We start from the raw sequence: 14771 nt of genomic DNA, 5'->3' as shown, positions 1-14771 counted from the left end.
TTTCCAGCTCAAGCGATTATGCTGGGCAATGCGCGGGCTTTGCGATAGCCGTCGCAGGAACAAAGGGGGACTTGGCCTAGATGTCGGACGCGAAATCCATCCTCATCGTGGAAGATGAAGCGATGATCGGCATGATGCTGGAGGATTATCTCGACGCGCTTGGCTACCGCCTCCATGCCGTGGCCGCGACCGTGGACGAAGCCTGCGCCCACGCCCGCGAAGGAGGCTTCGACGCCGCGCTGCTTGACTGCAATCTCCAGGGCGAAAAGAGCTGGCCGGTCGCCGACATATTGGCGCAGGCCGACATCCCCTTCATCTTCGCCACCGGCGGCATGGCCGACGATCTGCCGACCGACCATGCCGACCGGCCGACCCTGGCCAAGCCCTTCACCATCGGCGCCGTCGAACGCGCGCTGGGCAGGGTGTTGGGCGCGTAGGGCTGCGGGGTCTGCCCCAACGGTCCGGTAACGGCCATTTTCAGACACCCCAATATCCGTTCGGGCTGAGCTTGTCGAAGCCCCGTCCTTTTCTTCAAGCCCTGTGTTTTGAAGAAGAAGTGTAGCCCCCTTCGACTGCCTGCCAAGGCAGGCGCTCAGGACAGGCTTCGACAAGCTCAGGGCGAACGGAGGTTGAGAAGGCTGCCAGTCTGCTTCCCATCTCCGCCGTTCCGACCTTCCTTCCCCTCAATCCAGCACGTTGGGCAGGTCCTCGAAGCTCTTGCGCAGGGCCGCGCTCCAGCCCTGGGAAATCAGGGCGAATTCTTCATTGTCCGGCTCGATCCGGGTGCGAACGCGGAAGTCGTAGGCGTCGGTCGGGATCACCGTCAGGTCGAGCGGCATACCCACCGACAGGTTGGAACGCAGCGTCGAGTCCATCGAGAGCAGCACCGCCTTGGTCGCGTCCTCCAGACTGGTTTCACGGGTGATGATGCGATCGAGGATCGGCTTGCCATATTTATGCTCGCCAATCTGGAAGAAGGGCGTGTCCTCGGTCGCCTCGATGAAATTGCCGGCGGAATAGATGAGGTAGAGGCGCGGCTTGCCGCCCCTGCGCTGGCCCGCGACCATGATCGAGGCGCTGGAGCCGGACCCGCCCATCTCGATATTCTCGCGATAGCGGTGCTGCATCTTCTGCATCGCTTCGCCGACGATCTGCGCCACGCGGTGCATCGTGTCGCAATTGCAGATCGTTTCGATATCGGGATTAAGCTCCGATTCCTTGATCGCCTTGCTGAGCACCGCCTTCACCCCCTGGGTGATCGACAGGTTGCCCGAACAAAGCAGCGTGATCGCCCGTTCGCCGGGGACGTGGTAGGTGAAGCTCTTTCGGAAGCGCGCAATATTGTCCATGCCCGCATTGGTGCGGGTGTCGGACAGCATGACCAGTCCCTGGTCCACACGCACGGCCACACAATAAGTCACGCCCCCCCGGCCTCCTGCAATTATCTGTCGCGATCGGCGAATCGTCGAATGGTCCATCCGACTTGCGATCGCTTGCCTCAACCCGTCGAGTCGGGCGGCGGGGTGCTTTGTTGCTGCTGTTTTTGCAGCTGCCGTTCCTCGACTCCGTCTTCCGCCTGCGCGATACGAACGTCCGCGTCAATCCAGATATCGCCAGCCACCGTCACCGAGCCACGGATCGGCGCGGCTTCATCTGCATCAAGGCCGCTGGCGACGCGCAGATAGCGTTCGGTGACGCAGACGCGATTGGACGGGTCGAAACCGATCCAGCCAAGGTCGGGCAGATGGGCTTCGGCCCAGCCATGGGTTTCGTGCAGCGCGTCTCCCTCCCCCGCGAGCAGATAGCCCGAGACATAGCGCGCCGGAACGCCAAGCGACCGCGCGGCGGCGATGAAGACCTGCGCATGGTCCTGGCACACGCCCGCCCCCAGCGCGAAGGCTTCGGCGGCGCTGGTGTCGGACGTGGTGACGCCGGCGCGATACTGGACCGCGTCGCTGACGGCGGCGGACAGAGCGTGGAGCGTCGCGAGCGGGCCGTCCTGCTCCGGCAGGTCGCGCGCCATCGCAGCGATCCCTTCCGACGCGCGGGTCAAGCGGGTGTCGCGCAGGAAATAGCGGGGGTCGACCCGGCTTTTCAGATGACCGACGACGCCGTGGCTCTCGCGCGTTTCGACCAGTCCTTCGGCTACGATCACCGCATTGTCGAGCCGGTCGTGGCGAATCCAGATCGCTTCCTTCTCGCCATAGCTGTTCGGGCGGAATCCGGTCAGCGGCTCGTCATTCACGCTCACCCGCCATTCCAGCACTTTCTGTGCGGGCGTATCGACCGGCATCAGCTTGAGACGCATCGCCACCCGGCCAGCGGAGGCGGCATAGCGATAGACGGTCTGGTGGCGGACGAGCAGCTTCATGGGTTCGGCCTCCCTCCGCGCCTCAACCGAAATGATAGGTCTGGGCGATTTCCATCCCCAGCCGGTTAGTCATCATCAGGCCGTTCTGGACCGTTTCATGCAGGCCGCGACGGAAAATCTCGCCGCTGTCCTGGCTTTCCAGGCCCGCGACCAGCTCCTGCACCGTGTCATGGCACGGCCCCTTCGCATCGTGCCAGCCCGCCAGCCGATTGAGCCGATAGGCGAGCTGGTCGTAGCAATAGGCGACGCTGCGCGGGAAAAGCCGGTTCAGCATCAGGAAATCGGTGATCTGCCAGGGCGTGTAGGTGCCGCCATAGACATGATGATAGGCGCGCGCGCCCGACAGGGCGTAGAGGACCGACGTCCATTGATAATGGTCGCGATTGCCGCCGATCACCTCGGTTTCCGGCAGCAGCACATAATATTTGACGTCGAGCAGCCGCAAGGTCATCTGCGCCCGCTCCAGCGCGGAACCGGCGCGCAGGAAGTCGTGGCCTTCGTTGCGGAGCTGGCCCGAATGGGCGGCGCCGCGGAAGGTCATGACGCGGGTCTTGACCCAGTCGATCAGGGCGGGGAGCTGCTGCCGCGCCTCGCCGACATCATAGCCGTCGAGCTTGCGCCAGCCTTCGTTCAGCGCTTCCCACATATCCTGCGTCAACATGGTCCGCGCCGACTTGGCATTGGCGCGGGCCTTGAGCAGGCAGGAACGGATCGAGCTGGGATTGTCGGCATCGAGCATCAGATAGGCGACGGCATCGCTTTCGGTGACGATCGCGCCCTCCGGGAATTGATGCCCTGCCCCGGTCGCGCGGACGACCGAGCGCCACTCGTCGCGATGATGCGCGCCCGGCAGGATCGCCATGCGCTGCCCCATGGTCAGCAGCCGGGCCGTGGCTTCGGCCCGCTCCATATAGCGCGCCATCCAGAAGAGATTTTCGGCGGTCCGGCTCAGCATTTTATCATGCCCTCAAAAATCCTATAGCCCCTCCCCTGAAGGGGAAAGGTTGGGGTGGGGGCGTGCCCCAGACGCCGAGCCAAGAGGCTAGCCCCCACCCCCGGCCCCTCCCCTGAAGGGGAGGGGTGAATGTCTCGTCGCCCCATCAATCCTGCATCACCCAGGTGTCCTTGACCCCGCCGCCCTGGCTGGAGTTGACCACCAGCGATCCTTCGGTCAGCGCGACGCGGGTGAGGCCGCCGGGGACCAGGCGGATCTGCTTGCCGACCAGGCAATAGGGACGGAAATCGGCATGGCGGCCGACCACCGCCGCCGGCCCCAGCGTCGGCACGGTCGACAGGTCGAGCGTCGGCTGGGCGATGAACTCGCCGGGATTGGCCTTGATCCGCTGCGCATAGGCGGCGACTTCGTCCTTGGTCGACTTCGGCCCGATCAACATGCCGTAGCCGCCCGAGCCATGCACTTCCTTGGCCACAAGTTCGTGCAGATTTTCCAGCACATAGGCCAGTTCGTCGGGCTTGCCGCACTGCCAGGTCTGGATATTGTCCAGGATCGGCTTTTCGCCCAGATAAAATCGGATCATCTCCGGCACATAGATATAGACCGCCTTGTCATCGGCGATGCCGGAGCCGGGCGCGGACGCCAGCGTCACACCGCCATTGCGATAGACGTTGAAGATGCCCGGCACGCCCAGCAGGCTGTCGGGGCGGAAGACCAGCGGGTCGATATATTCGTCGTCGATCCGGCGGTAGATGACGTCCACCGCCTTCGGTCCCAGCGTGGTCTTCATCCACACCCGGTCATCGTCGACGAACAGGTCCGCCGGCTCGACCAGTTCCACGCCCATCAGGTCGGCGAGGAAGCTGTGCTCATAATAGGCGCTGTTGAGCGAGCCGGGGGTCAGGACGACCACGACCGGATCGCCCTTGCACGCCGGGGGCGCGACTTCCTTGAGGCTTTTGAGCAATTCGGCGGGATAATCGTCGACCGGCGCGACCACGCCCTGCGCGAACAGTTCGGGGAACATGCGCGTCATGATCTCGCGATTTTCGAGCATATAGGACACGCCGGAGGGGGTGCGGCAATTATCCTCCAGCACCTCGAAACTGCCCGGCCCCGTCCGCACGATGTCGATGCCGACGATATGGCTGTAGACCTTCCCCGGCGGGGTGAAGTCGGCCATTTCGGCGAGATAGGCGCTGTTCTTGTAGATGATGTCGGCGGGCATGATGCCGGCCTTCACGATCTCGCCGCGGTGGTAAACGTCATGCAGGAAGGCGTTGAGCGCGCGGGCCCGCTGGCGGATGCCCTTGTCTAGGACGCGCCATTCGTTCGCGGTGAAGATGCGGGGCAGCAGGTCGAAGGGGATCAGCCGTTCCGGATCGCCGCCCTCGCCATAGACCGCGAAGGTGATGCCGATGCGGCGGAAGATCGCCTCGGCCTCATCCATGCGGCGATTGAGCCCGGCTATGCCGGTTCGCTCCACCCATTTCTGCACTTCGTCGTAACAGGGGCGTATCGAACCATCGGGCTCAAACATTTCATGGAAGGGCAAGTGGTCGATCCTCCCTCGGCCGCGCGGCCGGTTGTGCGTTGCAATATTAGTGCGCCGCGTCCTAGCGATTGCAAGGCAAAAATGACGGATGCCCAAAAGCGTTCCGCTCCATTCATTTGGCCTGGCGGAAAAGACGATCTGCTTCGTTGAAGCGGCTCGGATTTCGTGGCAGGCCATGCCGCGCCATTTTTTTCGATTTTGAGCGCCCAGCCCCGTTGACCGGCCCGCATTGCCTGCGTATAGCGCCGCCTCACCGCAGGGCGAGGCGCCCGGCGAGGCCCGTGGGGCGGAGTAGCTCAGCTGGTTAGAGCAGCGGAATCATAATCCGCGTGTCGGGGGTTCAAGTCCCTCCTCCGCTACCAACGACATGCATCCCGAAGCGCGATGCGCCTGATCGGGCGCGATCTCCAGACATTGTCGTCATATCGCTATTTTGCGCAAAAGAACGCCCTACGGTGGCGCGCATCGCTTCCCGGTCACACGCAAGACGCTGAAACAGCCCGGCCTCAGAACAGGCCGGGGACCTCATTCTGGGCTGGACTGGGCCGAGCCGGCGAAAGCAATATGCGCGCAGTGCTGACGGGCGTCCCCACCCGCGTGGACGCTGTGGACAGGCTGGCCCCAGCGGTCGCGCGACCAATGGGAGTGCAGCTCCGCCCGGCGATGAAATCGAGCGCCTGACGGACGGACGCCTCGCGGGGATCGCCAAGCGGATAGCCGATATCATCCACGGCTTGACAGGTCGCCTTCATGCTCGTCGCAAGACCGCTATAATAGTCGGCATTGCCCGCGCTATTCCGGGTCGCGAAGGCCACGACGCGCAGCCGATCGTCGCAAGCCGGGCGATCAACGGCAATCTGCCCGACCGGCTTGCCAAAGGTGTTGGCGCCGATCAGTGCGGCGCGCGAGTCGAGATAGGGAATGAACGCATTGATCACCAGTTCACTCGCCGACGCCGTCGCGCCGCTGCCGATGAAAGCGATGCGGGTCGGCGCCAGGGATTCCGGCTGCGGCGCGAAATAGCGCGTCTCATCCTCCGCGCTCTTTTCCGGCCGAAAGCTATGTCGGGTCATGACGTCCGTCGTGGCGCGGTTCCCGCCAAGCAAGTCGCCCAGCAGTTCGGAGGTCGAAAGCAGACCGCCGCCATTGTAACGGAAGTCCAGAATGATGTCGGTAACGCCCTGCGCCTTGAACATCGCAAAGGCGTTGCGCAGCGGTTGCTCGGCCGGGAAGATGAAACTGCGCAGGTTCACATAACCGACCCGACGGCCGCCATCCTCGATGACCCGCGCGCCATAGCGGCTGGACACCGGCATCAGATCGAACGCCTTTTTCGTCACCGACACATTGCGTATACCCGTAGCGTCGGCAACGCGCAGGACGCGCGTCGTGCCCGAAGTGTCGGGCCCCAGGGCATCGACAACCGCGTCGGGTCCGCCGGCCGCAAAGAGCGAAGAGACGGTGCGCAAATTGCTGCTGTCCGTGCCGATCGCCACGATTTCCGCACCTCGATCGATGCCGGCATCCAGCGCTGCGCCGTTTTCGAAGGCTTCGATGACGAAAAGCCGGGTCTGGCTGGAATCCGTGGCGAACCTGACGCCCAGGCCTGCGCTGGTGCCGGATTCATAATAGGCATTTTCTTCCGCGATGGAGGTCCGATAGGTGAAATAACGGTCGCGCCCCTGCGATCGCGCGACCTGGGTCAGGGCGTCGATATAGTCGTCCACATTCGCATAAGGCGCGGGGTCAAGGGATGCGGGCAATGTATCAGGAAAGAGATACCATTCCCTGAGGGTCGCCGCCGCCCAGTCCTGCCGCTCCCGCAAGGAACAGGCAGTGGAAGGCGTCGGCGTGGGGGAAGGCGTCGGCGCAGACGTACCCCCGCTACCGCCCGAACTGTCGCCGCCCCCGCCACAGGCCGTCACCATCGCCAGCGCCCCGGCCAGCAACGCCATGCGCGCAACTTTATATTTCATCATACCCCCCAAGATTTCTCGCGGGATATCAGGAGCATAAATCCGCGACAAGTTTATTTCAGAACGGACTAGGCAAAGGATCATATTCAGGCCGACCATGGGCGACGGGACCGAATGCCGCCGCCTGCCCGCCATCATCGCCGGGGAAGCCGTTGAATATCCGCTTGCCCATCGGGATAAAGCGCGCCAACAGCATCCCAAACCGGGCATGAAGCAGAGGATATCGGGCGGATGAGCTATTATGACGTTCTGATCGTGGGTGCGGGCCACGCCGGAGCACAGGCGGCGATTTCGCTGCGGCAGCTGGGGTTCGAAGGCAGCGTCGGCATGATCGGCGACGAGAAGGACCCGCCCTATGAACGTCCGCCGCTGTCCAAGGAATATTTCGCGGGCGACAAGAGCTTCGACCGCATCCTGATCCGCCCGGCCGCCTTCTGGGCCGAACGCAATGTGGATATGCTGCTTGGCAAGCGGGTGAAGAGCGTCGATCCCCAGGAAAAGTTCGTGACCGTCGGCGAGGAAGAGATCGGCTATGGCAAGCTGATCTGGTGCACCGGCGGATCGCCCCGGATGCTGACCTGCAACGGTGCGGACGCGCATAATGTCCATGCCGTGCGCCGCCGCGACGATGTCGACGCGATGATGGCGAAGATCGACAGCATCGCGCATGTCACCATCATCGGCGGCGGCTATATCGGGCTGGAGGCAGCCGCCGTGCTCTCCAAATTCGGCAAGAAGGTCGTGCTGCTGGAGGCGCTGGACCGGGTGCTGGCGCGCGTCGCGGGCGAAGAGTTGTCGCGCTTCTACGAGGCCGAGCATCGCGCCCATGGCGTCGACCTGCGCACCGGCGCGAAGATGGACTGTATCGAGGTGCATGATGGCAAGGCCACCACCGTGCTAATGGACGACGGCGAGCGGATCGAGACCGACATGGTGATCGTGGGCATCGGCATCGTGCCGGAAACCGGCCCGCTGATCGCGGCGGGCGCGGCCGGCGGGAATGGCGTCGATGTCGACGAATATTGCCGCACCTCGCTGCCCGACATCTATGCCGTGGGCGATTGCGCCTCCCACGCCAACCGCTTTGCCGGCGGCGCCCAGATGCGGCTCGAATCGGTGCAGAACGCCAATGACCAGGCGAAGGTCGCGGTGGCGCATATCCTGGGCAAGGAAGAGGCCTATGACGCGGTGCCCTGGTTCTGGTCGAACCAATATGACCTCAAGCTCCAGACCGTGGGCCTGTCGACCGGGTATGACCAGACGGTGCTGCGCGGCGATCCCGCAAACCGCAGTTTCTCGGTCGTCTATCTGAAGGGCGGACGGGTGATCGCGCTCGATTGCGTCAATGCGGTCAAGGATTATGTCCAGGGCCGGGCGCATGTCCTGTCGGGCGCGGTGCTGGACCTGGCGCAACTGGGCGATGCCAGCGTGCCGCTCAAGGAAGTGGGATTGGCGTAAGGCGGCACGCCCGAAGCCGGTCGATCCGGTGACGATCATTAGCGGACATAAATCCCCCCTCAAAGAGGAGGATAAAGCGGCCCGCTCCCTGCCCACCCAGGCCGGATATGCGCGGCGTGGTATGAGGCTGGCCCCCCGCGCCACTAGCCGCTAAGGCCACGCCATGGCGCGCGACATCCCCACGCTTCTCCATGATATTTTCGGCTTCACCCGCTTTCGCGGGGTGCAGCAGCAGGTGGTGGACCGCGTCATGGCGGGGCGGCCGACACTCGCCATCATGCCGACCGGCGCGGGCAAATCGCTCTGCTACCAGTTGCCCGCCGTGGCGCTGGACGGCTGCTGCGTCGTCGTCTCGCCGCTGATCGCGCTGATGCACGACCAGTTGCGCGCGGCGCAGGCGGTGGGCATCCGCGCCGCGAGCCTGACCAGCGTCGACGCCGACTGGCGCGAGACGCAGGATCGCCTGCGCAATGGCGATCTCGACCTTCTCTATGTCGCGCCCGAGCGGGCGAGCGGCGAAGGCTTCCGCAACCTGCTGCGCGCCGCGAAGATCGCGCTCTTCGCCATCGACGAAGCCCATTGCGTGTCCGAATGGGGCCATGACTTCCGCCCCGACTATCGGCTGCTGCGCCCGCTGCTGGACGAATTTCCCGACGTTCCGCGCCTCGCCCTTACCGCCACGGCCGACGCGCACACCCGCAAGGACATTCTCGTCCAGCTCGGCATCCCCGACGACGGCCTCATCATCTCGGGCTTCGACCGGCCCAATATCCGCTATGCCGTCCATCCGCGCGACGGCCTGTCGCGCCAGCTTGCCGATCTGCTCGCGACCGAGAAAGGGCCGGGCGTCGTCTATGCCCAGACCCGCGCCGCGACCGAGAAACTGGCCGAGACGCTGGGCCGTTCGGGCCGCTCGGTACGAGCCTATCATGCCGGCATGGACCCGGCCCAGCGCGCCGCCAACCAGTCCGCCTTCATCGCCAGCGAGGATATGGTGATGGTCGCCACCGTCGCCTTCGGCATGGGGATCGACAAGCCCGACGTGCGCTTCGTCGCCCATGCGGGCCTGCCCAAGTCGATCGAGGGCTATTATCAGGAATCGGGCCGCGCGGGTCGCGACGGCGAACCGGCCGTCGCCCATCTCTTCTGGGGGGCGGAGGATTTCGCCCGTGCGCGGATGCGCATCGCCGAACTGGAACAGGCCCGCCAGCAGGGCGAACGGGCGCGCATTTCGGCGCTGGGCGCGCTGGTCGAGACGGCGACCTGCCGCCGCGCCATCCTGCTGCGTCATTTCGGGGAAGACCCGCCGCTTGCCTGCGGCAATTGCGACAATTGCCTGACGCCCCCGGCCAGTGTCGACGCGACCGAGACGGCGCGCAAATATCTATCCGCCGTCTACCGCACCGGCCAGAGTTTCGGCGCCGGCCATATCGAGCAGGTGCTGACCGGCGCCACGACCGACAGGATACGCGAGCGCGGCCATGACAAAATCTCCGTCCATGGCATCGTCGATGGCGACGAGACGGCGCTGCTGCGCCCGGTGTCGCGCGCGCTGCTGGTGCGCGACGCGCTGGAAACGACCGAGCATGGCGGGCTGATGCTCGGCCCCAATGCCCGGCCGATTTTGCGGGGCGAGGAGGAGGTGCGCATCCTCGTGCCGGCCAGGCGGGAGCGGCGCAAGCGCAGCGCCCGCAATGGCGCGGAAGCCAATCCGGTCGGCGATCCGTTGTTCGACGCGCTGCGGGCCTGCCGCCGCGAACTGGCGCAGGCAGCCGGCGTGCCGCCCTATGTCATCTTCCATGATTCCACCTTGCGCGAAATGGCCGAGCAGCGCCCGTCGAATATCCGCGAGATGAGCCATATCAGCGGCATCGGCCAGAAGAAGCTGGACGCTTATGGCGACGCCTTCCTCGCCGCGATCCGCCCCTTTTTGTAAGAGGAGCATTCGCTTCCGTTCGCCCTGAGGCTGTCGAAGGATCGTCTTCCTCTTCGGAAGGAGGGCAGGGCTTCGACAGGCTCTCCTGAGCAAAGTCGAAGGGCCGAACGGTTACGGTTTTGTGCTTGAATCCCGTTTTGCGCCGGCGCATGGCTCCGGCAAAAGGAGAAGCCCATGTTCCGCAAGCTCACCGACCGCATCCTTGTGTCCCCCCAGATCAGCGTCGATCAGGTGGCGGAGGCCAAGGCGCAGGGCGTGACCGTCATCGTCAACAACCGTCCCGATGACGAGGAACCCGGCCAGGTCAACGGCGCGGCGATCGAGGCGGCGGCGAAGGAAGCGGGCATCGCCTATGTCGCCGTGCCCGTCGCCCATGGCGGGTTTGCCCCCTGGCAGCTGGACGGCATGGCCGGCGCGCTTAGCCAAGCGGGGGAGGGTAAGGTTCTGGCCTATTGCCGGTCGGGCACGCGCAGCACCCTGCTCTGGGCGCTGACCCGCGCGCGTGCGGGCGACAATGCGGACGTGCTGGCGGCGCAGGCGGCGGCGGCTGGTTATGACATCAACCCGGTCCGCCAGATCATGGACGCGCTCGCCGGGCAGTAAGCCAATTTACGCCCAGAACTGCGCCAGCTGCCGCACGGATGCGGCGGCCGCTTCATGGTCGGGCGTTTCGTTGGCGTCGCCATAGCCGTAATATTCGTCCTGCCCGACCTCCTGCACGACGATGCCGTCGCGCCGGGCGAGCATGGACAGCGACCGATAATAGACGCCGTAAGTCGCCCCCGCCTGCGGGATCAGCCAGGCGATCTGGCCTCGCACCGGCACGATGCTCTCGTCCCGCCACAGCGCCCGAGCGCCATAGCCGGTGCAGTTGATGATCAGCTTCTCCTTCAGCCGGGCGAGGTCGCCGGGCGCGTGAAACTCCATCGGCACGATCCGGCCGCCCGCGATCAGGAAATCATTGGTCAACTGGTGCGAGAGGTCCGCGATGTTGAAGGTCAGCGAACTGTTGCGGCGCACGAAGGCGGGCCGGAAGGGATGCGTGCCCGGCGTCATTTCCACCGACCGCGGCAGAATGTCGCGCAACCGGCTTTCCAGGTGCAGGAAATCGTCCGGTCGCTCCATCACGGGCGCGGTGGACACATGGGGCTGGCCGAAGGGCGTGTCGGACAGCATATAGCGATCGGTCCATTCGACCGGATCGCCCGGCAGGCCCAGATAGCTTTGGTAGGTCGCGAAGGAAGTGCGCGCCATCGCCTCCCACCGGTCGCCAAAGCCCGGATCGACGGCTTTCTCCATAGCCACGCGACTGTCGGGCGACCAGGTGCCGGTGGCGCGGGCAGAGCGGACGTGCGGGAACTGCTCCCTGGCATAGATGGTGACGCGCGCGCCGGCCCGCTGCGCGGTGAGCGCGGCGGTGATGCCCAGCGCGCCTGCGCCGATCACCGCCACATCGTGGACCCCGTCGGCCAGCGCCATGCCGGTGGCGACCTCCGCCGATCCCCAACTCAGCGACCAGCCGCTGCCGCCATGGCCATAATTATGGACGACCCGCTTGCGCCCGACCTCCTCAACCTCGATTCGCGGACCGGCGGCGCGGAAGGGGCGCAGACAGACGGTGGTGCGAAAGATGCGGTCCGGCCTCGCCCGGATCGGCTCCACCCCGGCGAAGGGATCGAAGGGGATTGCGGCCCGCGCCGCCGCCGCCAGCGTCGCGGCGCCCATGCCGCCCATCGTTCGTCCCAGAAACGCGCGTCTGTCCATCGCCTGCCCTCCCGCATCCTCGGGAATGAAACGAAGTTCCCCCGCCTTTCCGCAAGCATGGCGACGACTGTCGCGCCGCACAACCCCTTGCCCTGGGTGGGCGATAGATTCATTGCGGTCGGCGGCACCTTCTGGCTTTGTCGCAGCCAGCAGGCAGGATTGGCGTGGGTGAACCACCCTTATGCGTGGGCAATCATTTGGCGATTCGGGAAACATATCTATGATGGCGCCACGGGCAGGAATCCGGGACGGATAGGAAATTTCCGTTCCCCTCTTGTTCTACGGGAACAAACGGGATACATCATCGCCAGGCGTCGAGAGAATCGACGCGATCCGCTTGACAGGGGATAGGCCGATGACCGCAATGCTCCAACTCATCGATTCCAAGAAGACGGGGACAATGGACAGACAGAAAGCATTGGAGGCGGCGCTCGCCCAGATCGATCGCGCCTTCGGCAAAGGCTCGGCCATGAAGCTGGGCAGCCGGGAGAAGATCGAGATCGAGGCGATCTCGACCGGCTCGCTCGGCCTCGACATCGCGCTCGGCATCGGCGGCCTGCCCAAGGGCCGCATCATCGAAGTCTATGGCCCCGAAAGCTCGGGCAAGACCACGCTTGCGCTCCATGCCGTCGCGGAAGCGCAGAAGAATGGCGGCACCGCGGCCTTCGTCGACGCCGAACATGCGCTCGATCCCGGCTATGCCAAGAAGCTGGGCGTGGACATTGACGAACTGATCGTGTCGCAACCCGACACCGGTGAACAGGCGCTGGAAATCGTCGACACGCTGGTCCGCTCCAACGCGATCGACGTGCTGGTGGTGGACTCGGTCGCCGCGCTGGTGCCGCGCGCTGAAATCGAGGGCGAAATGGGCGACAGCCATGTCGGGCTTCAGGCGCGGCTCATGTCCCAGGCGCTGCGCAAGCTGACCGGATCGATCTCGCGTTCCAAATGCATGGTGATCTTCATCAACCAGGTGCGCATGAAGATCGGCGTGATGTACGGCAATCCGGAAACCACGACCGGCGGCAACGCACTCAAATTCTACGCCTCGGTCCGCCTCGACATCCGCCGCACCGGCCAGATCAAGGATCGCGACGACATCGTCGGCAACGCGACCCGGGTGAAGGTGGTCAAGAACAAGGTCGCTCCGCCCTTCAAGCAGGTCGAATTCGACATCATGTATGGCGAGGGCATTTCCAAGATCGGCGAGTTGCTCGACATCGGCGTCAAGGCCGGGCTGGTCGAAAAATCGGGCGCCTGGTTCTCCTATGACTCGGTCCGCATCGGTCAGGGCCGCGAGAATGCCAAAACCTATCTCAAGGAACATCCCGAGATGGCGGAACGTTTGGAAAAGGCGATTCGCGGCAAGACCGAGGAGGTTGCCGAAGGGATGATGACCGGACCCGATGCGGAGGATGATGGCGAATAAGCCTGGACAGGCGCCCCGGCCGGATCAGCCGGGGTGCCGCCCATGCCACTCGCCCGCCTTGCGCATCACGCACTGAAAAGGCCCGTCGCGCCACGTTGCGCGGCGGGCCTTTTACCGCCTGGGGCATGGCCCGCATCCCTCCCGACTCCAATAGGATCGGAGCAAGTCAGCAAAAGATTTGCGGGATATATGCGAAGTTAAGCGGTTTAAATCCCACTTCCGGTTCGCGCGGAGACGCGGAGAGGATTACGAAAGACAATCAAACTGGTTCACGCAGAGAGCAGAGATTGCCGGCGACCGCTAAGCGACGGCATGTCGGCCGAAGGCCACTCCAAATCTCCGCTTCTTCGCGTGAATGCTTCTTTCTTTCTCTCTGCCGCCTCTGCGAAAACCACTGCCACCAAACATACCCACCGCCAAAGCCGCTTGCCCCCGGCCTGCATGACCACGATGCTCATTCCATGGGGCGATTCGCCCCGCGTTCCAAATCGGACCCCGACATCATGCGCCTCGCGATCGAAGCGATCCTCGACTATGACTTCGCCGAACCCAGCGACGTGCTGCTCGCGGTGGAGGCGGCCGCCCTGCCCGACCAGCGGGTGATCGCGCAATCCCATATCATCGACAATGCCGGGCCGCTCACCAACAAGGTCGGCGGCAGCGGCGTCGGCCGGCGCACCTGGACCCGCACCGGCTCCGGCCGCATGGTCAGCACCTACCGCGCCACGATCGAGGTGGAACGCGCCACGGTCGACCTCGCCGCCCTCAACAAAAGTCCCCTTCCCAGCCTGCCCGAGGATGTGCTGCCCTTCATCTGGCCCAGCCGCTATTGCGAGGCCGACCGTTTCGGCAGCTTCGTCGGCGGCCATTTCCCCAATCTGGAGGGCGGCGCGCTGGTCCAGGCGCTCGAAGCCTGGGTGCATGAAAATATCGCCTATGTGCCGGGCAGTTCCGGCATCGCCACCACCGCCGCCGACACCTTCGTCGCCCAGCAAGGCGTCTGCCGCGACTTCGCGCATCTGACCGCCGCGCTGATCCGGTCGCGCGACATTCCGGCCCGACTGGTCTCGGTCTATGCGCTCGATCTCGACCCGTCCGATTTCCATGCCGTGGTGGAGGTGTGGCTCGACGGCGCCTGGCACATCGTCGACGCAACCCGCATGGCGCCGGTCGAGACCATGGCCCGCATCGCCGTGGGCCGTGACGCGACCGACATCGCGTTCATGACCATCTTCGGCGGCGCCCAGATGAACGCCCAGTCGATTCGTGTCAGCCGCGTGGCGGAAACCAACTGACCGTTCAGCCGCTGGACAGCCGGACCCGGCTA

The 14771-nt window shown here is 64.7% G+C and carries 13 protein-coding genes and 1 tRNA gene; 8 read left to right on the top strand and 6 right to left on the bottom strand.

Annotated features, from left to right (window positions below):
* Positions 1-80: 80 nt before the first annotated feature.
* Complete coding sequence (locus AC58EF_RS06290; RefSeq protein ID WP_497275337.1) at positions 81-437, top strand: response regulator; 357 nt, start codon at positions 81-83, stop codon at positions 435-437.
* A gap of 246 nt (positions 438-683) precedes the next feature.
* On the opposite strand, the gene AC58EF_RS06285 is transcribed toward AC58EF_RS06290, so the two are convergent.
* The 4 genes from AC58EF_RS06285 to AC58EF_RS06270 form a co-directional block, all read right to left on the bottom strand.
* Positions 684-1421, bottom strand: coding sequence for a proteasome-type protease (locus AC58EF_RS06285; protein ID WP_497275336.1), 738 nt, complete (start codon positions 1419-1421; stop codon positions 684-686).
* A 77-nt stretch (positions 1422-1498) separates the two neighbouring features.
* Positions 1499-2371 (bottom strand): transglutaminase family protein, encoded by an 873-nt coding sequence (locus tag AC58EF_RS06280; RefSeq protein ID WP_497275335.1) that lies wholly within the window; start codon positions 2369-2371, stop codon positions 1499-1501.
* A gap of 22 nt (positions 2372-2393) precedes the next feature.
* On the bottom strand, positions 2394-3326 hold the full coding sequence (locus AC58EF_RS06275) for an alpha-E domain-containing protein (RefSeq protein WP_497275333.1): 933 nt from the start codon (positions 3324-3326) through the stop codon (positions 2394-2396).
* A 145-nt stretch (positions 3327-3471) separates the two neighbouring features.
* Complete coding sequence (locus AC58EF_RS06270) at positions 3472-4881, bottom strand: circularly permuted type 2 ATP-grasp protein (protein ID WP_497275332.1); 1410 nt, start codon at positions 4879-4881, stop codon at positions 3472-3474.
* Positions 4882-5166: 285 nt separating this feature from the next.
* Here AC58EF_RS06270 and AC58EF_RS06265 point away from each other — a divergent pair.
* Positions 5167-5243: transfer RNA gene (locus tag AC58EF_RS06265), tRNA-Met, on the top strand.
* Positions 5244-5387: 144 nt separating this feature from the next.
* Here the strand turns inward: AC58EF_RS06265 and AC58EF_RS06260 are convergent.
* Positions 5388-6860, bottom strand: coding sequence for a S41 family peptidase (locus tag AC58EF_RS06260; RefSeq protein ID WP_497275330.1), 1473 nt, complete (start codon positions 6858-6860; stop codon positions 5388-5390).
* Between the two features lie 94 nt (positions 6861-6954).
* Here AC58EF_RS06260 and AC58EF_RS06255 point away from each other — a divergent pair, with 94 nt between their 5' ends.
* The 4 genes from AC58EF_RS06255 to AC58EF_RS06240 all read left to right on the top strand — a co-directional run bounded on the left by AC58EF_RS06255 (position 6955) and on the right by AC58EF_RS06240 (position 10854).
* Positions 6955-7092, top strand: coding sequence for a hypothetical protein (locus tag AC58EF_RS06255; protein ID WP_497275328.1), 138 nt, complete (start codon positions 6955-6957; stop codon positions 7090-7092).
* Positions 7089-8315: an NAD(P)/FAD-dependent oxidoreductase gene (locus tag AC58EF_RS06250; protein ID WP_497275327.1), complete on the top strand. Its 1227-nt coding sequence runs from the start codon at positions 7089-7091 to the stop codon at positions 8313-8315. The genes AC58EF_RS06255 and AC58EF_RS06250 overlap by 4 nt, the downstream gene beginning before the upstream one ends.
* 163 nt (positions 8316-8478) lie before the next feature.
* Positions 8479-10251 carry a DNA helicase RecQ gene (gene recQ / locus AC58EF_RS06245; RefSeq protein WP_497275325.1) on the top strand — a complete coding sequence of 591 codons (1773 nt, stop codon included), beginning with the start codon at positions 8479-8481 and terminating at the stop codon, positions 10249-10251.
* 174 nt (positions 10252-10425) lie between these two features.
* On the top strand, positions 10426-10854 hold the full coding sequence (locus AC58EF_RS06240) for a protein tyrosine phosphatase family protein (RefSeq protein ID WP_497275324.1): 429 nt from the start codon (positions 10426-10428) through the stop codon (positions 10852-10854).
* Positions 10855-10860: 6 nt separating this feature from the next.
* On the opposite strand, the gene AC58EF_RS06235 is transcribed toward AC58EF_RS06240, so the two are convergent.
* Entirely contained in the window at positions 10861-12015 is a 1155-nt protein-coding gene (locus AC58EF_RS06235) for an FAD-dependent oxidoreductase (protein ID WP_497275323.1), read from the bottom strand.
* Positions 12016-12370: 355 nt separating this feature from the next.
* Here AC58EF_RS06235 and recA point away from each other — a divergent pair, with 355 nt between their 5' ends.
* Positions 12371-13444: a recombinase RecA gene (gene recA, locus AC58EF_RS06230; protein WP_497275321.1), complete on the top strand. Its 1074-nt coding sequence runs from the start codon at positions 12371-12373 to the stop codon at positions 13442-13444.
* 503 nt (positions 13445-13947) lie between these two features.
* Complete coding sequence (locus tag AC58EF_RS06225) at positions 13948-14739, top strand: transglutaminase-like domain-containing protein (RefSeq protein WP_497275436.1); 792 nt, start codon at positions 13948-13950, stop codon at positions 14737-14739.
* Positions 14740-14771 lie beyond the last annotated feature (32 nt).

The organism is Sphingobium sp. WR1, from assembly GCF_059693745.1.
The sequence above is the reverse complement of the archived record's forward strand: the minus strand, read 5'-3'. Positions and strand labels throughout refer to the sequence as shown.

Coding starts and splice junctions, on each gene's coding strand:
- AC58EF_RS06290 (WP_497275337.1), top strand. CDS start 81: ATGTCGGACGCGAAATCCATCCTCATCGTGGAAGATGAAGCGATGATC.
- AC58EF_RS06280 (WP_497275335.1), bottom strand. CDS start 2,371: ATGAAGCTGCTCGTCCGCCACCAGACCGTCTATCGCTATGCCGCCTCC.
- AC58EF_RS06275 (WP_497275333.1), bottom strand. CDS start 3,326: ATGCTGAGCCGGACCGCCGAAAATCTCTTCTGGATGGCGCGCTATATG.
- AC58EF_RS06260 (WP_497275330.1), bottom strand. CDS start 6,860: ATGATGAAATATAAAGTTGCGCGCATGGCGTTGCTGGCCGGGGCGCTG.
- AC58EF_RS06255 (WP_497275328.1), top strand. CDS start 6,955: ATGGGCGACGGGACCGAATGCCGCCGCCTGCCCGCCATCATCGCCGGG.
- AC58EF_RS06250 (WP_497275327.1), top strand. CDS start 7,089: ATGAGCTATTATGACGTTCTGATCGTGGGTGCGGGCCACGCCGGAGCA.
- recQ (WP_497275325.1), top strand. CDS start 8,479: ATGGCGCGCGACATCCCCACGCTTCTCCATGATATTTTCGGCTTCACC.
- AC58EF_RS06240 (WP_497275324.1), top strand. CDS start 10,426: ATGTTCCGCAAGCTCACCGACCGCATCCTTGTGTCCCCCCAGATCAGC.
- AC58EF_RS06235 (WP_497275323.1), bottom strand. CDS start 12,015: ATGGACAGACGCGCGTTTCTGGGACGAACGATGGGCGGCATGGGCGCC.
- recA (WP_497275321.1), top strand. CDS start 12,371: ATGACCGCAATGCTCCAACTCATCGATTCCAAGAAGACGGGGACAATG.
- AC58EF_RS06225 (WP_497275436.1), top strand. CDS start 13,948: ATGCGCCTCGCGATCGAAGCGATCCTCGACTATGACTTCGCCGAACCC.